21 protein-coding genes and 1 pseudogene are annotated in these 26,250 nt (G+C 53.3%); 17 read left to right on the top strand and 5 right to left on the bottom strand.

What is annotated here, in order from left to right; all coding sequences use genetic code 11:
- Positions 1 to 29 precede the first annotated feature (29 nt).
- A complete protein-coding gene (gene mrcA / locus GHC22_RS01615) occupies positions 30 to 2,582 on the top strand; it encodes a peptidoglycan glycosyltransferase/peptidoglycan DD-transpeptidase MrcA (protein ID WP_003827669.1) in 2,553 nt (850 codons plus the stop codon).
- Between the two features lie 105 nt (positions 2,583 to 2,687).
- On the opposite strand, the gene nudE is transcribed toward mrcA, so the two are convergent.
- A complete protein-coding gene (gene nudE, locus GHC22_RS01610; protein WP_048236942.1) occupies positions 2,688 to 3,248 on the bottom strand; it encodes an ADP compounds hydrolase NudE in 561 nt (186 codons plus the stop codon).
- Positions 3,249 to 3,570: 322 nt separating this feature from the next.
- Here nudE and igaA point away from each other — a divergent pair, with 322 nt between their 5' ends.
- The 4 genes from igaA to hslO all read left to right on the top strand — a co-directional run bounded on the left by igaA (position 3,571) and on the right by hslO (position 7,752).
- Positions 3,571 to 5,706: an intracellular growth attenuator protein IgaA gene (gene igaA / locus GHC22_RS01605; RefSeq protein ID WP_153752098.1), complete on the top strand. Its 2,136-nt coding sequence runs from the start codon at positions 3,571 to 3,573 to the stop codon at positions 5,704 to 5,706.
- A gap of 62 nt (positions 5,707 to 5,768) precedes the next feature.
- A complete protein-coding gene (gene yrfG / locus GHC22_RS01600; RefSeq protein ID WP_016157638.1) occupies positions 5,769 to 6,437 on the top strand; it encodes a GMP/IMP nucleotidase in 669 nt (222 codons plus the stop codon).
- 10 nt (positions 6,438 to 6,447) lie between these two features.
- On the top strand, positions 6,448 to 6,849 hold the full coding sequence (gene hslR / locus GHC22_RS01595; protein ID WP_003837900.1) for a ribosome-associated heat shock protein Hsp15: 402 nt from the start codon (positions 6,448 to 6,450) through the stop codon (positions 6,847 to 6,849).
- 24 nt (positions 6,850 to 6,873) lie between these two features.
- Positions 6,874 to 7,752 (top strand): Hsp33 family molecular chaperone HslO, encoded by an 879-nt coding sequence (hslO, locus tag GHC22_RS01590; RefSeq protein WP_153752097.1) that lies wholly within the window; start codon positions 6,874 to 6,876, stop codon positions 7,750 to 7,752.
- A 109-nt stretch (positions 7,753 to 7,861) separates the two neighbouring features.
- Here the strand turns inward: hslO and GHC22_RS01585 are convergent, their stop codons facing one another.
- The gene (locus GHC22_RS01585; protein ID WP_153752095.1) at positions 7,862 to 9,580 is read right to left on the bottom strand and encodes a DUF4153 domain-containing protein; all 1,719 of its coding nucleotides are present in this window, start codon (positions 9,578 to 9,580) and stop codon (positions 7,862 to 7,864) included.
- A gap of 378 nt (positions 9,581 to 9,958) precedes the next feature.
- Between GHC22_RS01585 and pckA the strand changes: the two genes are divergently transcribed.
- From pckA to nadS, 3 genes are all read left to right on the top strand, one after another.
- Positions 9,959 to 11,581: a phosphoenolpyruvate carboxykinase (ATP) gene (gene pckA, locus GHC22_RS01580; protein ID WP_003023529.1), complete on the top strand. Its 1,623-nt coding sequence runs from the start codon at positions 9,959 to 9,961 to the stop codon at positions 11,579 to 11,581.
- Between the two features lie 122 nt (positions 11,582 to 11,703).
- The gene (locus GHC22_RS01575; RefSeq protein ID WP_047408175.1) at positions 11,704 to 12,021 is read left to right on the top strand and encodes a toxin HigB-2; all 318 of its coding nucleotides are present in this window, start codon (positions 11,704 to 11,706) and stop codon (positions 12,019 to 12,021) included.
- Between the two features lie 52 nt (positions 12,022 to 12,073).
- Positions 12,074 to 12,370 carry a NadS family protein gene (gene nadS / locus GHC22_RS01570; protein WP_048236945.1) on the top strand — a complete coding sequence of 99 codons (297 nt, stop codon included), beginning with the start codon at positions 12,074 to 12,076 and terminating at the stop codon, positions 12,368 to 12,370.
- Between the two features lie 787 nt (positions 12,371 to 13,157).
- Here the strand turns inward: nadS and envZ are convergent.
- On the bottom strand, positions 13,158 to 14,510 hold the full coding sequence (envZ, locus tag GHC22_RS01565; RefSeq protein ID WP_003827658.1) for a two-component system sensor histidine kinase EnvZ: 1,353 nt from the start codon (positions 14,508 to 14,510) through the stop codon (positions 13,158 to 13,160).
- Entirely contained in the window at positions 14,507 to 15,226 is a 720-nt protein-coding gene (ompR, locus tag GHC22_RS01560; RefSeq protein WP_001157751.1) for a two-component system response regulator OmpR, read from the bottom strand. The genes envZ and ompR overlap by 4 nt, the downstream gene beginning before the upstream one ends.
- A gap of 225 nt (positions 15,227 to 15,451) precedes the next feature.
- On the opposite strand from ompR, the gene greB reads away from it, so the two are divergent.
- From greB to GHC22_RS01530, 6 genes and pseudogenes are all read left to right on the top strand, one after another.
- Positions 15,452 to 15,925 (top strand): transcription elongation factor GreB, encoded by a 474-nt coding sequence (greB, locus tag GHC22_RS01555; protein WP_003023524.1) that lies wholly within the window; start codon positions 15,452 to 15,454, stop codon positions 15,923 to 15,925.
- Positions 15,926 to 16,023: 98 nt separating this feature from the next.
- On the top strand, positions 16,024 to 18,357 hold the full coding sequence (locus tag GHC22_RS01550; protein WP_153752093.1) for a Tex family protein: 2,334 nt from the start codon (positions 16,024 to 16,026) through the stop codon (positions 18,355 to 18,357).
- 440 nt (positions 18,358 to 18,797) lie between these two features.
- Positions 18,798 to 19,025, top strand: coding sequence for a ferrous iron transporter A (feoA, locus tag GHC22_RS01545; protein ID WP_003023519.1), 228 nt, complete (start codon positions 18,798 to 18,800; stop codon positions 19,023 to 19,025).
- 18 nt (positions 19,026 to 19,043) lie between these two features.
- Positions 19,044 to 21,362, top strand: coding sequence for a Fe(2+) transporter permease subunit FeoB (gene feoB / locus GHC22_RS01540; RefSeq protein ID WP_008786334.1), 2,319 nt, complete (start codon positions 19,044 to 19,046; stop codon positions 21,360 to 21,362).
- Between the two features lie 11 nt (positions 21,363 to 21,373).
- Positions 21,374 to 21,610 (top strand): [Fe-S]-dependent transcriptional repressor FeoC, encoded by a 237-nt coding sequence (gene feoC, locus GHC22_RS01535; RefSeq protein ID WP_003023516.1) that lies wholly within the window; start codon positions 21,374 to 21,376, stop codon positions 21,608 to 21,610.
- A 233-nt stretch (positions 21,611 to 21,843) separates the two neighbouring features.
- A pseudogene (locus GHC22_RS01530) lies at positions 21,844 to 22,359 on the top strand (Rpn family recombination-promoting nuclease/putative transposase); the annotation flags it as partial.
- A 44-nt stretch (positions 22,360 to 22,403) separates the two neighbouring features.
- On the opposite strand, the gene bioH reads toward GHC22_RS01530, so the two are convergent.
- Positions 22,404 to 23,174: a pimeloyl-ACP methyl ester esterase BioH gene (gene bioH / locus GHC22_RS01525; RefSeq protein WP_153752091.1), complete on the bottom strand. Its 771-nt coding sequence runs from the start codon at positions 23,172 to 23,174 to the stop codon at positions 22,404 to 22,406.
- A 37-nt stretch (positions 23,175 to 23,211) separates the two neighbouring features.
- Between bioH and gntX the strand changes: the two genes are divergently transcribed.
- The 3 genes from gntX to gntT all read left to right on the top strand — a co-directional run bounded on the left by gntX (position 23,212) and on the right by gntT (position 26,225).
- Positions 23,212 to 23,895, top strand: a complete 684-nt coding sequence (gntX, locus tag GHC22_RS01520; RefSeq protein WP_008786337.1) for a DNA utilization protein GntX — start codon at positions 23,212 to 23,214, stop codon at positions 23,893 to 23,895.
- A 58-nt stretch (positions 23,896 to 23,953) separates the two neighbouring features.
- Positions 23,954 to 24,529 (top strand): Fe-S biogenesis protein NfuA, encoded by a 576-nt coding sequence (gene nfuA / locus GHC22_RS01515; protein ID WP_003023509.1) that lies wholly within the window; start codon positions 23,954 to 23,956, stop codon positions 24,527 to 24,529.
- Between the two features lie 379 nt (positions 24,530 to 24,908).
- Positions 24,909 to 26,225: a gluconate transporter gene (gene gntT / locus GHC22_RS01510; RefSeq protein WP_003023507.1), complete on the top strand. Its 1,317-nt coding sequence runs from the start codon at positions 24,909 to 24,911 to the stop codon at positions 26,223 to 26,225.
- Positions 26,226 to 26,250 lie beyond the last annotated feature (25 nt).

The following is a 26,250-nucleotide window of genomic DNA, read 5'->3' as shown; positions in this document are numbered from 1 at the left end:
CCCAAATGCCACTAAATGGGAAATCTCCAGTGAAGTTCGTAAAGTATTTATTAATCCTTGCAGTATGTTGCATCCTGCTGGGAGCAGGCTCGATTTATGGCCTTTATCGCTATATCGAGCCGCAATTACCTGACGTCGCGACGCTCAAAGATGTGCGTTTACAGATCCCGATGCAGGTTTACAGCGCTGACGGCGAGCTAATCGCGCAATATGGCGAGAAACGTCGAATCCCGGTCACGCTGGATCAGATGCCGCCGGTAATGGTTAAAGCCTTTATCGCCACAGAAGACAGCCGCTTTTATGAGCACCATGGGGTAGACCCGGTGGGGATCTTCCGTGCGGCCAGCGTCGCATTGTTCTCTGGTCACGCGTCGCAAGGGGCGAGTACCATTACCCAACAGTTGGCGAGAAACTTCTTCCTGAGCCCGGAACGTACGCTGATGCGTAAGATCAAAGAAGTGTTCCTGGCGATCCGCATTGAACAACTGCTGAGTAAAGATGAGATCCTCGAACTGTATCTGAACAAGATCTATCTGGGGTATCGCGCCTATGGCGTGGGTGCTGCCGCGCAGGTCTATTTCGGTAAGACGGTGGATCAACTCAGCTTAAGTGAAATTGCGGTGATTGCCGGTCTGCCAAAAGCGCCGTCAACCTTCAACCCGCTCTATTCGATGGACCGTGCAACCGCGCGACGTAACGTTGTACTGTCGCGTATGTTGAGCGAAAACTACATCACGCAAGCCCAGTACGATCAGGCGCGCGGCGAGGCCATTGACGCTAACTACCACGCGCCGGAAATCGCTTTCTCTGCACCGTATCTGTCTGAAATGGTGCGTCAGGAGATGTATAACCGTTATGGCGAGAAAGCCTATGAAGACGGGTATCGCATCACCACCACCATTACGCGCAAAGTACAGCAGGCAGCTCAGCAGGCAGTACGTAACAACGTGATGGATTACGACATGCGCCACGGCTACCGCGGCCCGTCGAACGTGCTGTGGAAAGTGGGCGAAAGCAGTTGGGACAGCAAGAAAATTACCGATACGCTGAAAGCGCTGCCGACTTATGGCCCCCTGCTGCCGGCGGTTGTTACCAGCGCCAATCCGCAGGAAGCCATTGCCGCGTTGGCGGATGGTACATCAGTGTCATTACGGATGGATGGTATGCGCTGGGCGCGTCCTTACCGTTCGGATACTCAACAAGGCCCAACGCCGCGTAAAGTGACCGACGTAGTACAGACTGGCCAGCAAATCTGGGTACGCCAGGTGGGAGATGCCTGGTGGCTGGCGCAAGTGCCGGACGTCAACTCCGCCCTGGTCTCCATCAATCCGCAAAACGGCGCGGTGCTGGCGCTGGTTGGTGGTTTTGACTTCAACCAGAGCAAGTTTAACCGTGCAACCCAGGCGTTACGCCAGGTGGGCTCCAACATCAAGCCATTCCTGTATACCGCCGCAATGGATAAAGGTCTGACGCTGGCGAGCATGCTCAACGACGTGCCGATCTCCCGCTGGGATGCCGGTGCTGGTTCCGACTGGCAGCCGAAGAACTCCCCGCCGCAGTACGCCGGTCCTATCCGCTTACGTCAGGGGCTGGGTCAGTCGAAAAACGTGGTGATGGTACGCGCCATGCGCGCCATGGGTGTGGATTACGCGGCAGAGTATCTGCAACGTTTCGGTTTCCCGGCACAGAACATTGTGCATACCGAGTCACTGGCGCTGGGTTCGGCTTCGTTCACGCCGTTGCAGGTGGCGCGCGGTTACGCGGTGATGTCTAATGGCGGCTTCCTGGTCGATCCGTATTTCATCAGTAAGATCGAAAGCGATATGGGCGGCGTTATCTTCGAAGCGAAGCCGAAAATTGCCTGCCCGGAATGCGATATTCCGGTGATTTACGGCGATACCCAGAAATCTAACGTGCTGGAAAACAGTAACGTAGAAGATGTCGCCGTCTCGCAGGAACAGCAGAATGCCGCCGTGCCTATGCCGCAGCTTGAGCAGGCGAACCAGGCACTGGTCGCGCAAAGCGGAACACAAGAGTACGCTCCGCACGTGATCAACACGCCGCTGGCCTTCCTGATAAAAAGCGCGCTGAACACCAATATCTTTGGTGAACCAGGCTGGATGGGAACCGGTTGGCGCGCAGGTCGCGATTTACAGCGTCATGATATCGGCGGGAAAACCGGGACTACCAACAGCTCTAAAGATGCGTGGTTCTCCGGTTACGGACCAGGGGTAGTAACGTCGGTATGGATCGGCTTTGATGACCATCGCCGCAACCTTGGTCATACAACGGCTTCCGGCGCGATCAAAGACCAAATCTCCGGCTACGAAGGCGGTGCGAAGAGTGCGCAGCCTGCATGGGATGCTTACATGAAATCCGTGCTGGAAGGTGTGCCTGAACAGCCGCTGACGCCACCGCCGGGTATCGTGACGGTCAATATCGATCGCAGCACAGGACAACTGGCGAGCGGTGGCAATAGCCGCGCAGAGTACTTCATTGAAGGCACTCAGCCGACGCAACAGGCGGTGCATGAGGTGGGAACAACCATTATTGATAATGGTGAGACACACGAACTGTTCTGATCGATTGCCGGATGGCGCTTCGCTTATCCGGCCTACAATTTCGGTACAATTATTTGATCTTCCGGAATTTTGTAGGCTGGATAAGGTATCAGTTGGCAATCGTAATTAAAGCCGTCCCTGCCCTTTCAGCCATTCGCGTACGAGGAACAGCGCACTGACATTACGCGCTTCGTGAAAATCAGGGTCTTCCAGCAGGTCCATCAAATGCGCCAGCGGCCAGCGCACCTGCGGTAATGGCTCAGGTTCATCACCCTCCAGCGATTCAGGATATAAGTCCTCTGCCACCACGATGTTCATCTTGCTGGAGAAATAAGATGGCGCCATGCTGAGTTTCTTTAAAAACGTCAGATCTTTTGCGCCAAACCCCACCTCTTCTTTCAGCTCCCGATTCGCCGCCTCAAACACGCTTTCGCCAGGATCGATTAATCCCTTGGAAAAACCCAGTTCGTAGGACTCGGTCCCGACCGCGTATTCGCGAATAAGGATCAGATGGTCGTCAACAATCGGCACAATCATTACCGCTTCACGCGTGGATGGACGCATACGTTCATAAACGCGGCGTACGCCATTGCTGAACTCAAGGTCCACGCTTTCGACCTTAAACAGCCGGGATTGGGCGATGGTTTCCACTTTCAAAATCGTGGGTTTCTGTAATGATTTGCTCATTGTGAGGATCTTTGCTGTGAAATCTGGGGTTATTGTGCGATATACCGCACGGTTTCGGCAATGTGAATTGCCGTTTATTTACATTTATGTAACGTACTAAAAGTTAATCCCTATTTCAAATTAAAAGTCAATAGGTTGAAATAACTCCAGGAATTTGCTGATATTCCATTTTTGGTGATTTTGCTATGATTCGCATTTACTGGGCTGTACTTAAAGATGCTCAAGTTCGACTCCACACTTGCCGATAGCCAACCACAGAATCACGAATATTGAACAGGGTGCGACTGACCACGCCTGACAGACTAAGTAAGATGGGGAAAGCATGAGCACCATTCTGATTTTTTTAGCTGCTTTGCTGGCCTGCTCATTGCTTGCAGGATGGCTACTCAAATCAAAATCCAGGCAGAAAAATTTACCCTTGAGCAGCGTCTTCTCAGACGCCTCGAAACGTAAACTCACACCTGAAGAACGCAGCGCAGTCGAAAACTATCTCGAAAGCCTTAGTCAAATTCAGCAAGTACCCGGTCCCACAGGAGCCAGTGCTGCACCGGTCTCATTAACGTTGAATGCCCAAAGTAATAGCGTCATCGTGCTTACTAGTTCGATTACACGTTACGGCATTACCACCGACGATCCTAACAAATGGCGCTACTATCTTGATTCCGTTGAGGTACATCTTCCCCCTTTCTGGGAACAATACATCAACGACGAAAACAGCGTTGAGATAATCCACACCAATACGATACCGCTGGTTATCTCGTTGAACGGCCATACGCTGCAGGAATATATGCAGGAAGCGCGAGGTTATGCGTTACAGCACACCGCTTCTACCCAGGCGTCCATTCGTGGTGAAGAAAGTGAGCAGATTGAACTGCTGAATATTCGCCAGGAAACCCATGAAGAATATGCGCTCAGCCGCCCTTCGGGATTGCGCGAGGCGTTACTGATAACCGCCTCATTCCTGCTGTTCTTTTTCTGTTTGGTTATCCCGAATACGTTTGTTCCGTGGGCAGTTGGTGGCGCGGTGTTGCTGTTAGCTGCGGGTCTGTGGGGATTGTTCGCCCCGCCGTCCAAAAGCGCCCTGCGGGAAATTCATTGTCTGCGCGGTACGCCACGTCGCTGGGGGTTATTTGGCGAAAACGACCAGGAACAAATTAATAATATCTCGCTGGGTATTATTGATCTGATCTACCCACCTCACTGGCAACCTTACATCGCCCAAGACCTTGGCCAGCAAACGGATATCGATATTTATCTCGATCGCCACGTTGCCCGCCAGGGGCGTTTTTTATCTCTGCGCGATGAAGTGAAAAACTTCCCGTTACAGCACTGGCTGCGCAACGCCGTCATCGCAGGCGGCTCGTTACTGGTACTGCTGATGCTGCTGTTTTGGATCCCGCTGGATATGCCGATAAAGGTCACGCTCTCCTGGATGAAGGGCGCGCAAACTATCGAAGCCACCAGCGTTAAACAGCTCGAAAACGCGGGCGTTCGCGTGGGTGACACGCTGCACCTGAGTGGTACGGGTATGTGTAACATTCATACCCAAGGAAGCTGGAATGCGCAGCCTGCCACGCCGTTTATGCCTTTCGATTGCTCGCAAATTATCTGGAATGACGCGCGCGCATTGCCGCTGCCTGAGTCTGACCTGGTGAATAAGGCTACCGCGCTCACGCAGGCCGTGAGCCGTCAGCTGCATCCCAAACCTGACGATGACTCTCGCGTCAGCGCATCGCTACGCTCAGCAATCCAAAAGTCCGGCATGGTATTACTGGACGATTTTGGTGAGATTGTCCTGAAAACGGCCGATCTGTGTGCAGCCAAAGATGAATGTGTGCGCTTAAAAAATGCGCTGGTTAACCTCGGTAACAGTAAAGACTGGGCCGCGCTGGTGAAACGGGCAAACGCAGGCAAACTGGATGGCGTGAACGTGCTGCTGCGTCCGGTAAGCGCAGAGTCACTGGATAATCTGGTAAATACCTCTACGGCACCGTTTATTTCACGCGAGACTGCGCGAGCAGCCCAGGCGCTGAATAGCCCTGCCCCTGGCGGTTTCCTGATTATCAGTGATGAAGGCAGCGATCTGGTCGATCAGCCGTGGCCGACGACCTCGCTATATGACTATCCTCCCCAGGAACAGTGGAACGCCTTCCAGCGCCTGGCACAGATGCTAATGCAGACGCCGTTTCGCGCGGAGGGGATCGTCACCAATATTTCGACTGACGCCAATGGCACCCAGCACATTGGACTGCACCGTATCCCGGACCGCTCAGGTTTATGGCGCTACCTTGGCACGACGCTGCTGATGTTCTCCATGCTCGGATGCGCTATCTACAACAGCATACAGGCATTCAGACGCTACCAGCGTCACCGCACCCGCATCGCGGAAATTCAGAGCTACTATGAGAGTTGCCTCAATCCAACACTGATTGACAACCCGGAAAGCCTGATTCGATAACACGCTCGCGCGACAGGATATGCTACCCTGTCGCGCATCATGTTTTCTTCTGGGGAGTTTCCATGCAGATCAATATTGCCTGGCAGGATGTCGACACCGTGTTGTTAGATATGGACGGCACGCTGCTCGACCTGGCATTCGATAACTATTTCTGGCAAAAACTGGTGCCGGAAACCTATGGCGCGAAGCAGGGTATCTCTCCTCAGGAAGCTCAGGACTATATTCGTCAGCAGTATCATGCCGTGCAGCATACGCTAAACTGGTATTGCCTGGATTACTGGAGCGAGTGCCTGGATCTGGATATTTGCGCCATGACCACGGAACAGGGACCGCGCGCCGTTTTGCGCGAAGATACCGTACCGTTTCTTGATGCCTTAAAAGCCAGCGGCAAGCGCCGCATTTTGCTCACCAACGCGCATCCGCATAATCTGGCGGTGAAGCTTGAGCATACCGGTCTGGCCTCACACCTTGATTTATTACTTTCCACCCACACATTTGGTTATCCCAAAGAGGATCAGCGGTTATGGCACGCTGTGGCTGAAGAAACGGGAATGAGTGCAGAGAAGACGCTGTTTATTGACGACAGCGAACCCATTCTCGACGCCGCTGCTCTGTACGGTATTCGTTACTGCCTCGGCGTGACCAATCCCGACTCCGGCATCGCCGAAAAACAGTACGCACGCCATCCGTCACTGAATGACTACCGCCGACTGATCCCCTCACTGATGTGAAGGAGACGCCATGAAAGAAAAGCCCTCTGCTGAAGTCAGGCTGGATAAATGGCTGTGGGCTGCACGCTTTTACAAAACGCGTGCGCTAGCCCGCGAAATGGTTGAAGGCGGTAAGGTGCACTACAACGGCCAGCGCAGTAAGCCAAGCAAGATTGTCGAGCTGAACGCCACCCTCACCCTTCGCCAGGGAAATGACGAACGAACAGTCATTATCAAGGCCATCACCGAGCAGCGTCGCCCGGCAACGGAAGCCGTTACGCTGTATGAAGAAACCGCGGAAAGCGTGGAAAAACGCGAAAAAATGGCGCTGGCGCGTAAACTTAACGCGTTAACCATGCCGCACCCGGACAGACGACCGGACAAGAAAGAGCGCCGCGACCTGTTACGATTTAAACACGGCGACAGCGAGTGACTGTCACCTGCAAGAGAGATGATTATGCCGCAACATGACCAATTACATCGTTATCTGTTTGAAAACTTTGCCGTGCGCGGCGAGCTGGTGACCGTATCGGAAACCCTGCAACAGATCCTCGAAAATCATACTTACCCGCAGCCGGTCAAAAACGTACTGGCTGAGCTGCTGGTTGCCACCAGCCTGCTCACCGCCACGCTGAAATTTGCCGGTGATATCACTGTGCAGTTGCAGGGTGATGGTCCGCTGAGCCTGGCCGTCATCAACGGCAACAACAATCAGCAGATGCGCGGCGTGGCCCGCATGCAGGGTGATATTCCTGCAGATGCCGATCTGAAAACGCTGGTGGGCAACGGTTACCTGGTGATCACCATCACCCCGGAAGAAGGCGAGCGCTATCAAGGCGTGGTCGGCCTGGAAGGTGACACGCTGGCAGCGTGTCTGGAAGATTACTTCATGCGTTCTGAACAGCTGCCGACACGCCTGTTCATCCGCACTGGCGACGTTGATGGCAAACCCGCTGCTGGCGGAATGCTGCTGCAGATAATGCCGGCGCAAAACGCGCAGGCAGATGATTTCGATCACCTGACCGCCCTGACCGAAACCATCAAAGCCGAAGAGCTGCTGACGCTGCCGGCCAACGAAGTGCTGTGGCGCCTGTACCACGAAGAAGAGGTTACTCTCTACGATCCGCAGGACGTTGAGTTCAAATGCACCTGTTCACGCGAACGCTGCGCAGGCGCACTGAAAACGTTGCCGGACGAAGAAGTGGACAGCATTCTGGCGGAAGAAGGCGAGATCGATATGCACTGCGATTACTGCGGTAGCCACTATCTGTTTAACGCCATGGATATTGCTGAGATCCGCAGCAATGCCTCCCCTGCCGATCCCCAGGTGCATTAATCACCGTCTTGCCTGATGGCACGGCGCTTATCAGGCCTACGGAAATACTGTCGTAGGCCGGATAAGACGTTCGCGCTGCCATCCGGCAAAAACGATGTCGGCAACACACTCACTCGGTGTAATAAGTCATCGGCAGTCTTTTGCCATCAATAGTGATATCCCGCCAGATTCTGGGGGCTGAGCCCAGTTGCTGATTCGCTACCGCCTGCAGCAATTTATCCCTAGTGAATCCTTCAGGTAGCGTGGCAACAGCTAACAAATCCCATTTGTTTTTTTGCATGCCGAAGACCAGACTCTCCCCATCGCCAAAGGCATATAACACCTGCTCAGGATGACCATCCGCATTGAGGTCCTGACTCACCAGTACGCACGCATTCTGCTCAGCACAAGAGGTGATGCGATACCCCTGTGTTTTGACAAACGCCCAGAACGCATCGTCTGGCTTCTGGCTCCCCGGAGCCATCACAACCTTCGATACTAACTGTGTTGCGCTTAGCTCTTTAACCGGATCCCGGCGCCCTTGCAGCAGAGAATTCAAGTCGCGTCTGCGTTTACTGTCTTGATTAAACGCCACATCTTTTTGTAATGCTTCCAACGCTGCGCGCCCCGGTTTTCCACTGTGATCCAACATATACAGGCTGACTTGATCCGGTTTAATTTTCCCGCTGTGATACAGCCCCATATGGCTGTTAACGCTGATGCGCCAGGCATCAATAACCGGCGATGACAGCAGAACCAACAGCCCCAACGCCAGCAACGAAACGCCAAGAATGACTGGCCCCTGAAGCTCAAGCGGATTGCGCCCGCGGCGCAAAATGCTGGCCAGATAGCCAAACGACCATACCAGCAGCACCACGACCACCAGCACGCCATACATACGCTCAGGCGTCCAACCGTACTGCTGTATTCGCACCCACAGTGACCAACCGGCAATCAGCATATAGATGGGCGCGACAATCAGAGAGCATTTGATCAGGTAGCGTAACGCGCCAGGATAGGGTAACGCCTCTTTTTGCGGTTCACGCACGATAGCCATCAACAGCAACAGGAGCAGCGTCAGCGTTGACATCAACCCGGCCGCAGACACGCGTTGCGAAATAGCCTCCAGCCCGGTGAAGGGTAAGGTCAGTATGAACATCAGCGCCAACAGCGCGACCAGAGGTAACAGACCGGTGGCGATAAACGTCAGTAATTTTTGTACCGCCGTGACCAGACGCGACTGTGTTCGGGCCAGTACCACTGCCAGTGCGGTAATCAGACCAAAGGCCACATAGCCAAACCAGTCGGTATCAAAGAAGAGCGTGCTGAAGAAGGGAATACCGACCAGCTTAAACATCTCGCTCCATAGCAGGAGCACCAGCCAGAACAAACCGTTGGCGACAAAGACAATCAGCAACGTCAACGCATTAAGCCACAATTGCCGATAAAAATGCGGGTAACGCGTCTGCTCACGAGAGACATGAAGCGAGTACTGAATCCAGGGCAAAGCAAGCATCGCCATCAGCAGTAAGCGCCAACCGTAGAACATAAAAACCTCATGTTGCCGCCACTTATCACTGTCCTCGACTTGCCACTTTAGCCAGACGCTCATCGCCAGCACGACAACAAAGATCAGCGCCATCCAGTACCACAGCGCGCGTTGTTTGAAAGAAACAACAGTAAGCAAAAGTGCCAAGGTGATCGCAATCGTCGCAGGCATGCCATAGAACAGCCAGCCGTCATTATGGGGCGCCAGATATGTCATCAGCAGATAGCATAATGTCCCCTGCAACAGGCCGATGAATATCATGCCCCAACGCGTCGTACGTGAAATTTCAGCACTATCCATGTCAGTATCCAGAATGAAGGGAAAAGCTAATTATCGCATCAACTTCACAATTTTGAGCATTGATAGAGCGATTTCAGACCACGACGACGGGAAGTGAATCGATATTGTTTATGTATAACCCACATTCATTTCTTACGTGAATGCGATTACACTCACAAGAATCCCGCCAAAAACACTCTCCATTAACGTTTTAAGAACATTTTCCACAACAAAAAAGGGTTTCCTGCCATAATATCTGCCTCTTTGTGACAGGAGTCGCAGCGCATTCGGTCGCCCGTGATTTTCCCGGATGCGTAAATCTATGAGCCTTGTCGCGGTTAACAATCCCTAAAAAACCTTACTATTCCAGGTAATACATATTGGCTAAGGAGCAGTGAAATGCGTGTGAACAACAGTTTAACCCCGCAAGATCTCAAGGCTTATGGTATCAATGACGTTCAGGATATCGTTTACAATCCAGACTACGACACGCTTTTCCAGGAAGAACTTGATCCAAACCTGGAAGGTTATGAACGTGGCGTGTTAACGAATCTAGGCGCCGTTGCCGTTGATACCGGTATCTTTACCGGACGTTCGCCAAAGGATAAGTACATTGTCCGTGACGACACCACGCGCGACACGCTGTGGTGGTCCGACAAAGGTAAAGGTAAGAACGACAACAAACCGCTCTCCCCGGAAACCTGGCAGCATCTGAAAGGATTAGTCACCCAGCAACTTTCCGGCAAGCGCCTGTTTATCATTGATGCTTTCTGCGGCGCTAACGCCGATACCCGTCTTTCCGTGCGCTTCATTACCGAAGTTGCCTGGCAGGCGCATTTTGTCAAAAACATGTTCATCCGCCCAAGCGACGAAGAGCTGGTTGATTTCAAACCTGATTTCATCGTGATGAACGGCGCTAAATGCACCAACCCGCAGTGGAAAGAGCAGGGGCTGAACTCCGAAAACTTCGTGGCTTTCAACCTGACTGAGCGTATCCAGTTGATTGGCGGTACCTGGTACGGCGGCGAAATGAAGAAAGGTATGTTCTCCGTAATGAACTACCTGCTGCCGCTGAAAGGCATTGCCTCCATGCACTGCTCAGCAAACGTTGGGGAAAAAGGCGATGTGGCAGTCTTCTTTGGCCTGTCCGGCACCGGTAAAACCACGCTGTCCACCGACCCGAAACGTCGCCTGATTGGCGATGACGAACACGGCTGGGATGACGACGGCGTGTTTAACTTCGAAGGCGGTTGCTATGCGAAGACCATCAAACTGTCTAAAGATGCCGAGCCGGAAATCTACAACGCGATCCGTCGTGACGCGCTGCTGGAAAACGTCACCGTGCGCGAAGATGGTTCCATCGATTTCGATGATGGTTCAAAAACTGAGAACACCCGCGTTTCCTACCCGATTTATCACATCGATAATATCGTTAAGCCGGTGTCAAAAGCGGGTCATGCTACCAAAGTAATTTTCCTGACTGCCGACGCATTTGGCGTGCTGCCGCCGGTTTCTCGCCTGACGGCAGACCAAACGCAGTACCACTTCCTGTCTGGCTTCACCGCCAAACTGGCCGGTACCGAACGCGGCGTCACCGAACCGACCCCAACCTTCTCTGCCTGCTTCGGTGCAGCATTCCTGTCTCTGCACCCAACGCAGTACGCAGAAGTGCTGGTGAAACGTATGCAAGCGGCAGGTGCACAGGCGTATCTGGTTAACACAGGCTGGAACGGTACCGGCAAGCGTATCTCTATCAAAGATACCCGTGCGATTATCGACGCCATCCTGAACGGTTCGCTGGATGACGCGGAAACGTTCCGTCTGCCGATGTTTGACCTGGCTATCCCGACCGAGCTGCCGGGTGTGGACACTCGCATTCTCGATCCGCGTAATACCTACGCATCTCCGGAGCAGTGGCAGGAAAAAGCCAATGCACTGGCGAAACTGTTTATCGAGAACTTCGAGAAATATACCGATACCCCTGCAGGTGAAGCGCTGGTTAGCGCCGGACCGAAGCTGTAATTTTTGATTCGTTATATAGCCCCTTATCCGAGAGGATAAGGGGTTTTTTATTGTGTCTATCTTTTAAAATGTACTCCGTACACCTATAATCTGTACTATCAACCCCATGCGCAGGACGCGCTATGTTCACATTTATTGAGCTACAAGGATTTAGTAAACGCCGTCCGTTACTTTTGCCTGACGATGAGTTTCGCGCCTTTCAAGAGACGCTTATAGAGAACCCTGAGGCTGGAGATACTATCGCTGGTACAGGTGGATTCAGAAAAATTCGCTGGAGCCGCTCTGGTATGGGCAAACGCAGCGGTATTAGGGTTATTTATTACAACGTGACGCGCAAAGGTCGAATCTATCTCGCTTTGCTCTATCCTAAAAATGAACAGGATGATTTAACCGAAGAGCAAAAAAGAGTTTTAATGCACTTATCCAATATGCTGATTTAATCATGGGAATTTTAATCATCAGGACACCGCTATCCGGTGTGGTGAGGCCAAAATGAAAGACGAATTATTTGCCGATTTGCTGGCCAGTGCAGAAGAAATGGTGCGTATAGAGAAGGGTGAAGAAACACCTAAGCCTGAACATGTACATACCTTTAGCGAAATTGATGTTAAAGCCATCCGCGAAGCAACAGGGTTACGCCAACAGGATTTTGCCATCGCCGTTGGCGTGAGTTATGACCTGGTTAAAAGCTGGGAAACGAAACGACGCCAGCCCACAGGAGCACCCAGAAAACTGCTTTTATTAATTCAAAGAAATCCTTTTATAATTAATCAATTAAAAGCAATTTAAGTCCGTTATTTTACGGCCTATCCCGCAAACAAAAAGGGAGGCATTTCGCCTTAATGCCAGTCAGTTAGCGCCTCAGTTTCAGTAAACTGGCGGAGGTAAAGAACATGCTATCCCGGAGATAGAGTTCCGTTCACCTCATGCTCATTGTTTCTCTGAAACACGGATTCCCGTGAACGTGTAAAGGGCGTTTTCCGCCACGCCCTTTACAATCCCGGCTCCCGGCGGGAAAATTGTTGCTACGCAATACCCTCCGCTTATTCCTCCAGGCTTCCGGGCCGGGCGCGAGGAAGCGTCCCTGCAAAGCGCGCCCTGAGCCAGCATCCATGCTGGCTCTCCCGGCCTTACGGAAACACGTCGGCAATTTTCAGCCGGACCAGCCACGCCTGACCACCTGAGCTTTTACTTGAATACCTGTGAACAGCAAAACGGATATAGCTGAAAGCCAGAGCGCTGAAGCGACACCCTGGTCCGGCTGAAAATCGATGAGGCGTTGACGGCTGACCGGGACTGCCCGCAGGGATGCGGGCAGAGGGGATGGCCTGCATGGATGCAGGCTCGGCCCCGACCCGACAGGCAGACGGCATAAGACGAATAACTCGCGCAGCGACGATTTTCCCGCCGGGAGCCTGGGTTGCAAGGGAGGCGGCGGTGAGCCTTCCTTGCACGTTCACGGACATCAGCGCTTCAGAGAAATGACATCGCTGAGGTGAACGGAACCCTGAGCAAGAATCACATGTTCACCATACATGCTTAACTGACGAGCATTAAGGCATTTCGCCTCTCTTTGTTATGCGTCTTTCGTGTTGCCCGGCGCGCGAGTGAAGGGAACCGGAAGCCATGCACGAATCGACAACCCACCGCGTTCACTGGTACCAATCTCCAGCATACCGTTATGGTTATCAATAATACGCTGCACAATCGCCAGTCCCAGGCCCGTACCGCTGGTACTGCGCGCGCTGTCACCGCGGACAAACGGCTGGAACAGGTGCTTACGCTGCTCCGGCTTGATACCCGGACCATCATCTTCCACCTGGAACCAGGCGCGATGTTGCTCCATTCCGCTACTGACCTTAATCCAGCCGTTGCCGTAGCGGGCGGCATTAACCACCATATTGGCAACCGCACGCTTGATCGACAGCGGGTGCATCTTCACCTGAATGCTGCCCGGCAGCAGCGCAGTTTCGATTTCACGTTCGTAGCCGCTTTCTGCCGCCACCACTTCACCCAGCACCGAGTTCAGATCTGCCATCTCCATTGGCATCTCCTGACCGGTACGCAGGTAATCGATGAACTGCTCGATGATGGCGTTACACTCTTCGATGTCCTTATTGATGGACTCCGCAAGATAACCGTCCTCTTCGCCCATCATTTCCGTCGCCAGACGAATACGCGTCAGCGGGGTACGTAAATCGTGGCTCACGCCCGCCATTAACAGCGTACGGTCATCGGCCAGCTGCTTCACGCCCGCGGCCATATGGTTAAAGGCTCGGGTTACGGAGCGCACCTCTGAAGCGCCATACTCACGCAACGGCGGCGGAATGATACCTTTCCCCACCTGCAGCGCCGCATGTTCAAGATCCACCAATGGCCGGTTCTGGATACGGATAAACAGCCACGCCCCACCGATAGCCAGCAGCATAATCGCCAGCGTATAGCGGAACAGCGGTGAGAAGTCGCCCTGATGAATTTCCGTAAGCGGCACGCGTACCCAGATATTGGGCGACAGCCAGGTTTTCAGCCACACGACCGGCGAGCTTTTGTTGACCTCAACGCGGACTTCCGTTGGGCCACCCAACTGCTGCGCCATCTGATGGCTTAAGAATTCATAGTGTTGCGCCCAACGCAGTCCGGCCTCTTCAGCAGCCTCGTTGGAATAGAGAGAAATACCCAGCTCACGATAAATTTCCCGGCGGAATGCGGGCGGCACCACCAGTTGCGTACCGTCCTCCAGTTGCAGTTTATCGGTCATCAGCATACGAACTTCGTACGCCAGGACCTTATTAAACTGCTGGAGGCTCGGCAGAATCGCGAAGTTCAGCACTACCAGGTATGTCGTCACCAGGCTGGCAAACAGCAAGGTGACGATGAGCAATAACGTGCGGGCAAACGAACTTCGTGGTGAGAAGCGCATTCGCCTCATGCTTTAGAACCGTCCGGAACAAAGACGTAGCCCAAACCCCATACGGTCTGAATGTAGCGTGGATGAGCCGGATCTTCTTCCACCATGCGGCGCAGACGGGAGATCTGGACGTCGATAGAACGTTCCATCGCGGAATATTCACGACCACGGGCGAGGTTCATCAGCTTGTCGCGGGACAGCGGCTCGCGCGGGTGGCTTACCAGCGCTTTCAGTACCGCAAATTCCCCGCTGGTGAGCGGCATCGGCTCATCTTCGCGGAACATTTCACGCGTACCGAGGTTCAGCTTGAACTTACCAAAAGCGATAACCGCTTCTTCCTGAGAAGGTGCGCCCGGCAGTTCATTCGCCTGACGACGCAGAACTGCACGAATACGTGCCAGCAGCTCACGCGGGTTAAACGGTTTCGGGATGTAATCGTCGGCGCCGATTTCCAGCCCTACGATACGGTCAACTTCTTCACCCTTCGCTGTGACCATAATGATCGGCATCGGGTTGCTCTGGCTGCGCAGGCGACGGCAAATAGACAGGCCGTCTTCTCCCGGCAGCATTAAATCCAGCACCATCAGGTGAAAGGACTCACGGGTCAGCAGACGATCCATCTGCTCAGCGTTTGCGACGCTTCGAACCTGGAAGCCCTGCTCGGTCAGATAACGCTCCAGAAGCGCACGCAAGCGCATGTCGTCATCGACCACCAGAATCTTATAGTTCTCTTGCATTGTTATTACTCCCAAAGGTTCGCAACAATTAAGTGTATATTCTTAAGAAAGCTAACGTGAGTCACCAGCGAATTCTGGTATGAATTCCAGGCTAAATTGTTACAAAGCATATTAAACAGCAGCTTAAGTATACAATGTTTCTCGCAATACATTATTTATTCTGTTGATATGCTCACGTAATACTAATTGTGCGCATCATCACAGAGTCGAAGGTAAAACAATAAGATGAAAACGCCCCTGATAACCCGTGAAGGGTATGAAAAACTTAAACAAGAGCTGAATTATCTCTGGCGTGAAGAGCGCCCGGAAGTCACCAAAAAAGTTACCTGGGCCGCAAGTCTGGGTGACCGCAGCGAAAATGCCGACTACCAGTATAATAAAAAGCGCCTGCGTGAGATCGACCGCCGCGTCCGTTATTTGACCAAGTGCATGGAGAATCTAAAAATCGTCGATTACTCCCCACAGCAGGAAGGCAAAGTCTTCTTTGGCGCATGGGTTGAGATTGAAAATGACGATGGCGACATCCGCAAATTCCGTATTGTTGGCTACGATGAGATCTTCGGTCGTAAGGATTACATCTCAATCGACTCACCAATGGCGCGGGCGCTATTGAAAAAAGAGGTCGGCGATCTCGCAGTAGTAAACACCCCAGGTGGCGAAGCCAGCTGGTACGTGAATGAGATTGAATACGTGAAGTGAGACCGGAACAATCCGAAGCCCCGGCAGATGGCTGGCATTTTTGCCAGTCAATCCGTATAACTATCCCCTGATTTTTTATCCTATAGACGAAGCTATCCATGATGAATGATTCTTTCTGCCGCATTATCGCAGGTGAAATTCAGGCTCGTGCTGAACAGGTAGAAGCTGCCGTTCGCCTGCTTGACGAAGGGAACACCGTGCCGTTTATCGCACGATATCGTAAGGAAATCACCGGCGGTCTGGACGATACGCAACTGCGTAATCTGGAAACCCGTCTGGGATATCTGCGTGAACTGGAAGACCGCCGTCAGGCAATCCTGAAATCTATCGGCGAGCAAGGCAAACTGACCGACGATCTGGCGAAAGCGATCAACGGCACGTTAAGTAAGACCGAACTCGAAGACCTCTATCTGCCGTACAAACCTAAGCGCCGCACCCGTGGGCAGATCGCCATTGAGGCCGGACTGGAGCCGCTGGCAGACCTGTTGTGGAACGAACCGTCTCACGACCCGGAAACGGAAGCCGCAAAATATCTCAACGCCGAAAACGGCGTGGCGGATACCAAAGCCGCCCTCGACGGCGCGCGCTACATTCTAATGGAGCGCTTCGCTGAAGACGCTGCTCTGCTGGCGAAAGTACGTGATTATTTGTGGAAAAACGCCCACCTGGTCGCCACCGTGGTAAGCGGTAAAGAAGAGGAAGGCGCTAAGTTCCGCGACTACTTTGATCACCACGAACCGATTTCTACCGTGCCATCCCACCGTGCGCTGGCCATGTTCCGTGGCCGTAACGAAGGCGTGTTGCAACTTTCACTGAATGCCGATCCGCAATTCGATGAGCCACCAAAAGAGAGCCACGGCGAGCAGATTATCCGGGATCACCTGGGACTACGCCTGAACAACGCCCCAGCAGACAGCTGGCGTAAAGGCGTGGTTAGCTGGACGTGGCGCATCAAGGTGCTGATGCACCTCGAAACGGAGCTGATGGGTACCGTGCGCGAACGTGCGGAAGATGAAGCTATCAACGTCTTTGCCCGTAACCTGCATGACCTGCTTATGGCCGCTCCGGCCGGGCTGCGCGCCACCATGGGCCTCGATCCAGGTCTGCGTACCGGTGTAAAAGTGGCAGTGGTTGACGGTACCGGCAAGCTGGTCGCGACCGACACCATTTATCCGCATACCGGTCAGGCCGCCAAAGCCGCCGTTGCCGTTGCGGCGCTGTGTGAAAAACACAACGTTGAACTGGTGGCGATTGGTAACGGTACGGCGTCGCGCGAAACCGAGCGTTTCTTCCTCGACGTGCAAAAGCAGTTCCCGCAAGTGACCGCGCAGAAAGTGATCGTCAGTGAAGCCGGCGCGTCGGTTTACTCCGCATCCGAACTGGCGGCGCAGGAGTTCCCGGACCTCGACGTATCTCTGCGTGGCGCGGTGTCTATCGCCCGTCGTCTGCAGGATCCGCTGGCTGAGCTGGTAAAAATCGATCCGAAATCTATCGGCGTGGGCCAGTATCAGCACGACGTAAGCCAGACTCAGTTGGCGCGTAAGCTGGATGCGGTGGTGGAAGACTGCGTGAACGCCGTCGGCGTCGATCTGAATACCGCCTCCGTACCGCTGCTGACCCGTGTTGCTGGTCTGACGCGCATGATGGCGCAGAATATCGTTGCCTGGCGTGATGAGAACGGTCAATTCCAGAACCGTCAGCAACTTTTAAAAGTCAGCCGTCTTGGGCCTAAAGCCTTTGAACAGTGCGCGGGCTTCCTGCGTATCAACCATGGCGATAACCCACTGGATGCCTCTACCGTTCACCCGGAAGCTTATCCGGTTGTGGAACGCATTCTGGCCGCCACCGAGCAATCGTTGCGTGACCTGATGGGTAACAGCAGCGAACTGCGTAATCTGAAAGCCGCTGATTTTACCGACGAACGCTTCGGGGTGCCGACCGTCACCGACATCATCAAAGAGCTGGAAAAACCGGGCCGCGATCCGCGTCCTGAATTTAAAACCGCGCAGTTTGCCGATGGTGTAGAAACCATGAACGATCTGCTGCCGGGAATGATTCTGGAAGGGGCAGTCACCAACGTCACCAACTTCGGCGCGTTTGTTGATATCGGCGTTCATCAGGATGGTCTGGTGCATATCTCTTCGCTGTCGAATAAGTTCGTCGAAGATCCGCACACCGTGGTGAAAGCAGGCGACATTGTGAAGGTGAAAGTGCTGGAAGTGGACCTGCAGCGTAAGCGTATCGCGCTGACCATGCGTCTGGACGAGCAGCCGGGTGAAACTAATGCGCGTCGCGGCGGCGGGAATAACGATCGCGCTCAGGGTAATCGCCCGACGCCAAAAGCCGCGAAACCGCGTGGCCGTGACGCACAGCCTGCGGGCAACAGCGCGATGATGGATGCGCTGGCTGCGGCAATGGGTAAAAAACGCTAAGTTTAAACCCTGTGCCGGATGGTGGTATAAACGCCCTGTCCGGCCAGGTTATCGCAATTAATTTGCAGGCCGGATAAGACGCATGAGCGTCGCCATCCGGCATATTTAATCTATGCCCCGCGTTGCACCACAATATATTTATCACTTCATTAACAGATGAAACCTTAATTAAACATTAAGATCCCCAATAATTACTTCCGCGAATCACTCGTTTCCAACCAGAATAAATATTGAGGAATATCAAAATTGGCTCAAATTATTATCCAATTGTACATTCCGTCACATTTATTCTATTGATGATAGAAACCATTCTCATTATCATTGATTTGTTGATTATTTACTCTTTCCTTACGTTGGCTAATCATCTGGTCTCATGCCGCCCTGTCGCCCTGTCGCCCCATGAGGTAATCATCCAGTTAGCGAGATATAAGTAGGTCCCTATGCAATTCACTCCTGACAGTGCGTGGAAAATTACCGGTTTTGCCCGTGAAATCAGCCCGGCTTATCGTCAGAAACTGTTGTCACTTGGCATGCTACCCGGCTCATCCTTCAACGTGGTACGCGTCGCCCCGCTCGGCGATCCTATCCATATCGAAACGCGTCGCGTAAGTCTGGTATTGCGTAAGAAGGATCTGGCGTTATTAGAAGTGGAAGCGGTTTCCTGTTAATACAGTGAGTCTATAAAAATGAAAAAACTAACCATTGGTTTAATTGGTAATCCTAATTCCGGCAAGACAACCTTATTCAACCAGCTCACCGGCGCGCGCCAGCGTGTAGGCAACTGGGCTGGCGTTACCGTTGAGCGTAAAGAAGGCCATTTCGCCACGACGGACCACCAGGTCACGCTGGTCGATTTACCCGGCACCTATTCTCTGACGACAATCTCATCCCAAACCTCTCTCGATGAGCAGATTGCCTGTCACTATATTTTAAGCGGCGACGCGGATCTCTTGATCAACGTGGTCGATGCTTCAAACCTTGAACGCAACCTCTACCTGACGTTGCAACTGCTTGAGCTGGGTATTCCCTGTATCGTCGCACTGAACATGCTGGATATTGCTGAGAAACAGCAAATCCGTATCGATATCGACGCCCTCTCCGCTCGTCTTGGCTGTCCGGTGGTTCCACTGGTTTCCACCCGCGCCCGCGGCATTGAAGCACTGAAGCTGGCGATCGATCGCTACAAAGAAAACGACACCGTTGAGCTGGTCCATTATGCCCAGCCGCTGCTGCAAGAAGCTGACTCCCTCGCCGACGCAATGGCCAAAGATATGCCGCTTAAACAGCGCCGCTGGCTAGGCCTGCAGATGCTCGAAGGCGATATCTACAGCCGTGCTTACGCCGGTGATGCAGCACAAAACCTTGATGCCGCTGTTGCTCGCCTGAGTGAGACAATGGACGACCCGGCGCTGCATATTGCCGATGCACGTTACCAGTGCATTGCTGCTATCTGCGATACCGTCAGTAATACCCTGACGGCAGAGCCGAGCCGTTTCACCACCGCGGTAGATAAAATTATCCTCAACCGCTTCCTCGGTCTGCCGATTTTCCTGTTCGTGATGTACCTGATGTTCCTGCTTGCCATCAACATTGGCGGCGCGCTGCAGCCGTTGTTTGATGTTGGCTCCGTGGCACTCTTTATCCATGGTATTCAGTGGATTGGCTATACGCTGCATTTCCCGGACTGGCTGACCATCTTCCTGGCCCAGGGCCTTGGCGGCGGGATTAACACCGTGCTGCCGCTGGTACCGCAAATCGGCATGATGTATCTGTTCCTCTCCTTCCTTGAAGACTCCGGCTACATGGCGCGCGCCGCATTTGTGATGGACCGTCTGATGCAGGCGCTGGGACTTCCGGGCAAATCGTTCGTCCCGCTGATCGTCGGCTTTGGCTGTAACGTACCGTCAGTGATGGGCGCACGTACGCTGGATGCCCCGCGTGAGCGTCTGATGACCATCATGATGGCGCCGTTTATGTCCTGTGGTGCACGTCTGGCGATTTTCGCCGTCTTTGCCGCCGCGTTCTTTGGTCAGAACGGCGCGCTGGCGGTCTTCTCGCTGTACGTACTGGGTATCGTCATGGCGGTGTTGACCGGCCTGATGCTCAAACACACCATCATGCGTGGCGAAGCAACGCCGTTCGTGATGGAGCTGCCGGTATATCACGTACCGCACATTAAGAGTCTGATCATTCAAACCTGGCAACGTCTGAAAGGCTTCGTTCTGCGTGCAGGTAAAGTCATCATCATCGTCAGCATTTTCCTCAGTGCCTTTAACAGCTTCTCACTGAGCGGGAAAATCGTCGACAACATCAACGACTCAGCTCTGGCTTCCGTGAGCCGCGTCATTACCCCAGTCTTCAAACCGATTGGTGTTCACGAAGATAACTGGCAGGCAACCGTAGGTCTGTTCACCGGCGCGATGGCGAAAGAAGTGGTTGTCGGTACGCTGAACACGCTCTATACCGCAGAAAACATTCAGGAAGAAGAGTTCAACCCGGCAGATTTCCACCTCGGTGATGAGCTGCTCAGCGCGGTAGATGAAACCTGGCAAAGCCTGAAAGACACTTTCAGCCTGAGCGTGCTGGCTAACCCTATCGAAGCCAGCAAGGGCGACGGTGAAATGGCTACCGGTGCAATGGGCGTGATGGGCGAGAAATTTGGCAGCGCCGCCGCCGCGTACAGCTACCTGATCTTTGTTCTGCTGTATGTACCGTGCATTTCAGTGATGGGCGCTATCGCACGTGAATCCAGCCGTGGCTGGATGAGCTTCTCGATTCTGTGGGGCCTGAATATCGCCTACTCTCTGTCGACGCTGTTTTATCAGACGGTCAGCTACAAAGAGCATCCGACCTACAGCCTGGTGTGCATTTTAGCGGTCATCCTGTTTAACATCGTGTTGCTGGGCCTGCTGCGCCGAGCTCGCAGCCGCGTGGACCTCGCACTGCTGGCAACCAACAGGACGGCGAGTTCCTGCTGTTCCAGCACGACTGGCGATTGCCACTAAGGTTATCGACAATGGCATCGCTTATTCAGGTTCGTGATTTACTGGCTTTGCGGGGGCGCATGGAGGCTACACAAATTAGCCACACGCTGCATACCCCGCAGCCCATGATTGACGCCATGCTGAATCAGTTAGAAAAGATGGGCAAAGCGGTGCGGATTCAGGAAGATGCCGACGGGTGTCTTTCCGGAAGCTGCAAAAGTTGCCCGGAAGGTAAAGCCTGCCTGCGCGAGTGGTGGGCTTTACGCTAATCAGATGCTCTTTGCCGGATGGCGCTACGCTTATCCGGCCTACAAATGATGCAAACATCCAGGCCGGATAGCGCGTTTACGCTGATATCCGGCTTTTTTGCGTAATGGATTCCACACAGATTTCATTATTTCAGCAAAAAAGATCTATCTTCCAGCCAGCCACGCATCGTTATTAATCCGTGGATGATTACTGGTAACCTGGGAAGTAGAGTCTCGTCATCTTTTTTCTCAGGTATAGCACCGCGTTTCCACTGATCGATATCACTGTTGTGCCCGATGACGAGATTATGCAGCATCGCCGGATGGCGCTGTTGGAGCTCATCCAAAAGCATATTCGTAAACGCGATTTGATGGGGCTGGTAGAAAAACTGGCAATCCTGCTTGTTAAAGGACACGCTAATGACAACCAGTTGAAAGCCTTGTTTAATTATTTAATGCAGGCTGGTAACACCACACACTTTGGCGAGTTTCTTCATGAAGTCGCCGAACGTTTACCCCAACATAAGGACAAGTTGATGACTATCGCCGAAAGATTACGACAGGAAGGGCACCTTAATGGTCTTCAGGAAGGCCATAGGAAAGGGTTGCAAGAAGGGCTACAGGAGGGGTTACAAACGGGTCTGCAACAAGGCAAACGAGAGGAAGCATTACGTATTGCATCAACCATGCAGGCTGATGGTATAGACCCACTAACCATCTTCAGAATTACTGGCCTGACCGCTGAGGATCTGGCTACGCGCAGCCATTAATCTCAGGCCCGGCGAGCATGGCACCACCGGGCAACACATCAAATTTATAGTTTCTGTTTTAACGCCACAAGCGCTGCACAGAATTCGGCGGGATGCGAGATAAACGGCGCATGCGCCGCTTTGGCAAACACCAAAGACTCGCTCTGCGGCCACAGGGCATCCAGCATCGGGACGACTTTGCGCGGCACCAGCCCGTCAAGATAGCCATACAACCGCAGGAAAGGCATTTCCACCGCGCACAGTGGTTCTCGCAGATCGACCGTTTTCAGGATCTCAAGTCCACCATTGAGCACCTCGACGTTCGGCATGGGTAAAGCCAGTACCGTTTTCTTCAGCGCTCGCGCATCCTGACGCGCAGTTTCTGTGCCCATCGTTTGCAATGCCAGAAAACGCTCCACCGTACGCTGGAAATCTTCGCTCAGCTGCTGCTGGAAGCCTGCCAGCACCTCTGGCTTGATTCCCGGCCACTCATCCCGCGCGCTAAAGCAAGGGGAAGACGCGACTGTCACCAGCGCCTGAACACGCTCAGGATGCGTTAACGCCACCTGACTCGCGACCAGCCCGCCCAGACTCCAGCCGAGCCAGATAGCTTTCTCCGGTGCCTGTTTCAATACCCGCTCAGCCATCTCTTCCAGCGACATTGCACCGAAACCCTGGCTACGACCAAATCCCGGTAAGTCGACAAGATGCAGCGAAAAATGCGAGCTCAGTTCCTCGCTTATGCAATGCCACACTTGCGCATTCAGTCCCCATCCGTGCAGCAGCACAAGATGGCAATTTCCCGAACCCTGGGTCTGCCACCAGATGTCATTCATCAGTTATTGTTCTCTTTTAGCCTGAAAGGATGCATCTATGCTAACAGTACCGGGATTGTGCTGGCTATGCCGAATGCCCCTGACGTTAGGGCATTGGGGGATCTGCTCAGTCTGTACGCGGGCAACGCGTCAACACGCCAGCCTGTGCCCTCAATGTGGACTCCCTGCCGCTCATACCGTCATTCCCTGTGGGCGCTGCCTGCAAAAACCGCCGCCGTGGCAGAGACTGGTTACCGTCAGCGACTATGTTCCGCCGTTGAGCGGGCTTATCCACCAGCTCAAGTTTTCACGACGCAGCGAAACAGCCTCAGCTCTTTCACGTTTGTTGTTGCTGGAGGTACTACAGGCCCGGCGCACCAGCGGCCTTCCTCTACCGGACAGGCTGGTCAGCGTCCCGCTCTGGCAACGCCGACACTGGCGCAGAGGGTTTAATCAGAGCGATTTACTGTGCCGTCCGCTGGCACGCTGGCTGGGTTGCGACTGGGACAGCCGGACCATCTCGCGGGTTCGGGCAACCGCCACACAGCACCATCTCAGCGCCCGATTACGTAAACGTAACCTGAAAAATGCCTTTCGCCTTGAATTGCCGGTGCAGGGACTCCATATGGTTATTGTGGATGATGTCGTCACTACCGGAAGTACCGTCGCGGAAATCGCGCAGCTGCTTTTACGCAACGGCGCGGCGACTGTCCAGGTATGGTGCCTGTGTCGAACCTTGTAGAGCCTCGATGATGGGCGTATTATAACCAAGTAAAATAGTCAACTATTAGGCCATTACTATGATCCATATTTCCGATGCTGCACAAGCGCACTTTGCCAAACTGCTGGCAAATCAGGAAGAAGGGACACAAATCCGCGTATTTGTGATTAATCCCGGCACGCCTAACGCTGAATGCGGCGTTTCTTATTGTCCGCCGGACGCCGTGGAAGCAACCGACACCGCCATTAAATTTGACCTGCTGACCGCATATGTTGATGAACTGAGCGCACCGTATCTGGAAGATGCAGAAATCGATTTCGTTACCGACCAGTTAGGCTCCCAGCTGACCCTGAAAGCACCAAACGCCAAAATGCGTAAAGTTGCCGATGATGCGCCGCTGATGGAACGCGTGGAGTACATGCTGCAATCGCAGATCAACCCACAGCTGGCTGGCCACGGTGGTCGTGTCTCTCTGATGGAAATCACCGATGAAGGCTACGCCATTCTGCAGTTTGGCGGCGGCTGTAACGGCTGTTCAATGGTAGATGTAACGCTGAAAGAAGGTATCGAGAAGCAGCTGCTGGCTGAATTCCCTGAACTGAAAGGCGTTCGCGATTTAACCGAACACCAGCGCGGCGAGCACTCTTACTACTAACGCCCGAACCTGTAGAGTATCCGTAGGCCCGATAAGACGCACCCGCGTCGCTATCGGGCATTAATGCCGGGTGGTAGCGTAATCGCGATCTCCGGCTTACACCCCAATATTTCTTCGCATTTATCCTGCAACAATCCCCCGCATAATTTGACCAGCTTCTCATATTTTAAATTTTGCCTGTCCAGGTGATTTTCAAGCGCAGCATGTTACCCGTATCATTCGTATCAGCACCTAACACACACATAATAGCCAGTTAAACTGATTAGTTTTGAAGGCAACCAGCATTGGTGCTGAGAATACTCTGTTCCCGGTCGGGACAATCGGAATTTGTCATCTAAACACTGACGTTACCCATAACAAAGTAAAGGCCAGGTAAATCATGCCATTAGTCATCGTTGCTATCGGTGTAATCTTGTTACTCCTCCTGATGATCCGTTTCAAAATGAACGGCTTCATCGCTCTCGTCCTGGTGGCGCTTGCTGTCGGATTGATGCAAGGGATGCCACTGGATAAAGTCATCGGTTCGATTAAAGCCGGCGTCGGCGGAACCCTTGGCAGCCTCGCCCTGATTATGGGTTTTGGCGCCATGCTGGGCAAAATGCTGGCGGACTGCGGCGGCGCACAGCGCATCGCAACCACGCTGATTGCTAAATTCGGCAAAAAACACATTCAGTGGGCGGTGGTATTAACCGGATTCACCGTCGGTTTTGCCCTGTTCTACGAAGTCGGCTTCGTGCTGATGCTGCCGCTGGTATTCACCATTGCTGCCGCTGCTAACATCCCGCTGCTGTACGTTGGTGTGCCGATGGCGGCTGCGCTGTCCGTTACTCACGGTTTCCTGCCACCGCACCCGGGTCCAACCGCTATTGCCACCATTTTCCACGCAGATATGGGTAAAACTCTGTTGTTTGGTACGATTCTGGCAATCCCGACCGTTATTCTCGCCGGTCCGGTATACGCGCGTTTCCTGAAAGGCATCGATAAGCCAATCCCGGAAGGTCTGTACAGCGCAAAAACCTTCACTGAAGAAGAGATGCCAGGCTTTGGCGTCAGCGTCTGGACCTCTCTGGTCCCGGTTATCCTGATGGCAATGCGCGCCGTGGCGGAGATGATTCTGCCGAAAGGCCATGCTTTCCTGACGGTTGCAGAATTCCTCGGTGACCCGGTCATGGCAACGCTGATTGCGGTGCTGATTGCGATGTTCACTTTTGGTCTGAACCGCGGACGTTCGATGGATCAGATTAACGACACGCTGGTGTCCTCAATCAAAATCATCGCGATGATGCTGTTGATCATCGGTGGTGGCGGTGCCTTCAAACAGGTTCTGGTTGATAGCGGCGTAGACAAATACATCGCTTCAATGATGCACGGCTCTAACGTTTCTCCGCTGCTGATGGCATGGTCTATCGCTGCAGTACTGCGTATCGCACTGGGTTCCGCAACCGTTGCAGCGATTACTGCAGGTGGGATTGTGGCACCGCTGATTGCAACGACCGGCGTAAGCCCTGAGCTGATGGTTATTGCGGTTGGTTCCGGTTCCGTCATCTTCTCCCACGTGAACGATCCTGGGTTCTGGCTGTTCAAGGAGTACTTCAACCTGACCATCGGTGAAACCATCAAGTCATGGTCAATGTTGGAAACCATTATCTCCGTCTGCGGTCTGGTAGGGTGTCTGCTGCTGGGTATGGTGGTCTGATAAAACTGAGCCTGATGGCGCTACG

Origin of the sequence: Citrobacter sp. H12-3-2 (assembly GCF_009649895.1) — a bacterium.
GTDB classification, from domain to species: domain Bacteria; phylum Pseudomonadota; class Gammaproteobacteria; order Enterobacterales; family Enterobacteriaceae; genus Citrobacter; species Citrobacter portucalensis.
Note: the sequence above shows the minus strand (reverse complement) of the source record. Positions and strands in the feature narration are given on the sequence as shown.

What these genes read in the sequence shown, in the direction of transcription:
- yrfG (WP_016157638.1), top strand. Translation starts at nt 5,769, where the DNA reads ATGCAGATCAATATTGCCTGGCAGGATGTCGACACCGTGTTGTTAGAT.
- GHC22_RS01550 (WP_153752093.1), top strand. Translation starts at nt 16,024, where the DNA reads ATGATGAATGATTCTTTCTGCCGCATTATCGCAGGTGAAATTCAGGCT.
- hslR (WP_003837900.1), top strand. Translation starts at nt 6,448, where the DNA reads ATGAAAGAAAAGCCCTCTGCTGAAGTCAGGCTGGATAAATGGCTGTGG.
- nudE (WP_048236942.1), bottom strand. Translation starts at nt 3,248, where the DNA reads ATGAGCAAATCATTACAGAAACCCACGATTTTGAAAGTGGAAACCATC.
- GHC22_RS01585 (WP_153752095.1), bottom strand. Translation starts at nt 9,580, where the DNA reads ATGGATAGTGCTGAAATTTCACGTACGACGCGTTGGGGCATGATATTC.
- pckA (WP_003023529.1), top strand. Translation starts at nt 9,959, where the DNA reads ATGCGTGTGAACAACAGTTTAACCCCGCAAGATCTCAAGGCTTATGGT.
- gntX (WP_008786337.1), top strand. Translation starts at nt 23,212, where the DNA reads ATGCTAACAGTACCGGGATTGTGCTGGCTATGCCGAATGCCCCTGACG.
- hslO (WP_153752097.1), top strand. Translation starts at nt 6,874, where the DNA reads ATGCCGCAACATGACCAATTACATCGTTATCTGTTTGAAAACTTTGCC.
- GHC22_RS01575 (WP_047408175.1), top strand. Translation starts at nt 11,704, where the DNA reads ATGTTCACATTTATTGAGCTACAAGGATTTAGTAAACGCCGTCCGTTA.
- nadS (WP_048236945.1), top strand. Translation starts at nt 12,074, where the DNA reads ATGAAAGACGAATTATTTGCCGATTTGCTGGCCAGTGCAGAAGAAATG.
- feoA (WP_003023519.1), top strand. Translation starts at nt 18,798, where the DNA reads ATGCAATTCACTCCTGACAGTGCGTGGAAAATTACCGGTTTTGCCCGT.
- nfuA (WP_003023509.1), top strand. Translation starts at nt 23,954, where the DNA reads ATGATCCATATTTCCGATGCTGCACAAGCGCACTTTGCCAAACTGCTG.
- gntT (WP_003023507.1), top strand. Translation starts at nt 24,909, where the DNA reads ATGCCATTAGTCATCGTTGCTATCGGTGTAATCTTGTTACTCCTCCTG.
- feoB (WP_008786334.1), top strand. Translation starts at nt 19,044, where the DNA reads ATGAAAAAACTAACCATTGGTTTAATTGGTAATCCTAATTCCGGCAAG.
- bioH (WP_153752091.1), bottom strand. Translation starts at nt 23,174, where the DNA reads ATGAATGACATCTGGTGGCAGACCCAGGGTTCGGGAAATTGCCATCTT.
- igaA (WP_153752098.1), top strand. Translation starts at nt 3,571, where the DNA reads ATGAGCACCATTCTGATTTTTTTAGCTGCTTTGCTGGCCTGCTCATTG.
- ompR (WP_001157751.1), bottom strand. Translation starts at nt 15,226, where the DNA reads ATGCAAGAGAACTATAAGATTCTGGTGGTCGATGACGACATGCGCTTG.
- greB (WP_003023524.1), top strand. Translation starts at nt 15,452, where the DNA reads ATGAAAACGCCCCTGATAACCCGTGAAGGGTATGAAAAACTTAAACAA.
- feoC (WP_003023516.1), top strand. Translation starts at nt 21,374, where the DNA reads ATGGCATCGCTTATTCAGGTTCGTGATTTACTGGCTTTGCGGGGGCGC.
- envZ (WP_003827658.1), bottom strand. Translation starts at nt 14,510, where the DNA reads ATGAGGCGAATGCGCTTCTCACCACGAAGTTCGTTTGCCCGCACGTTA.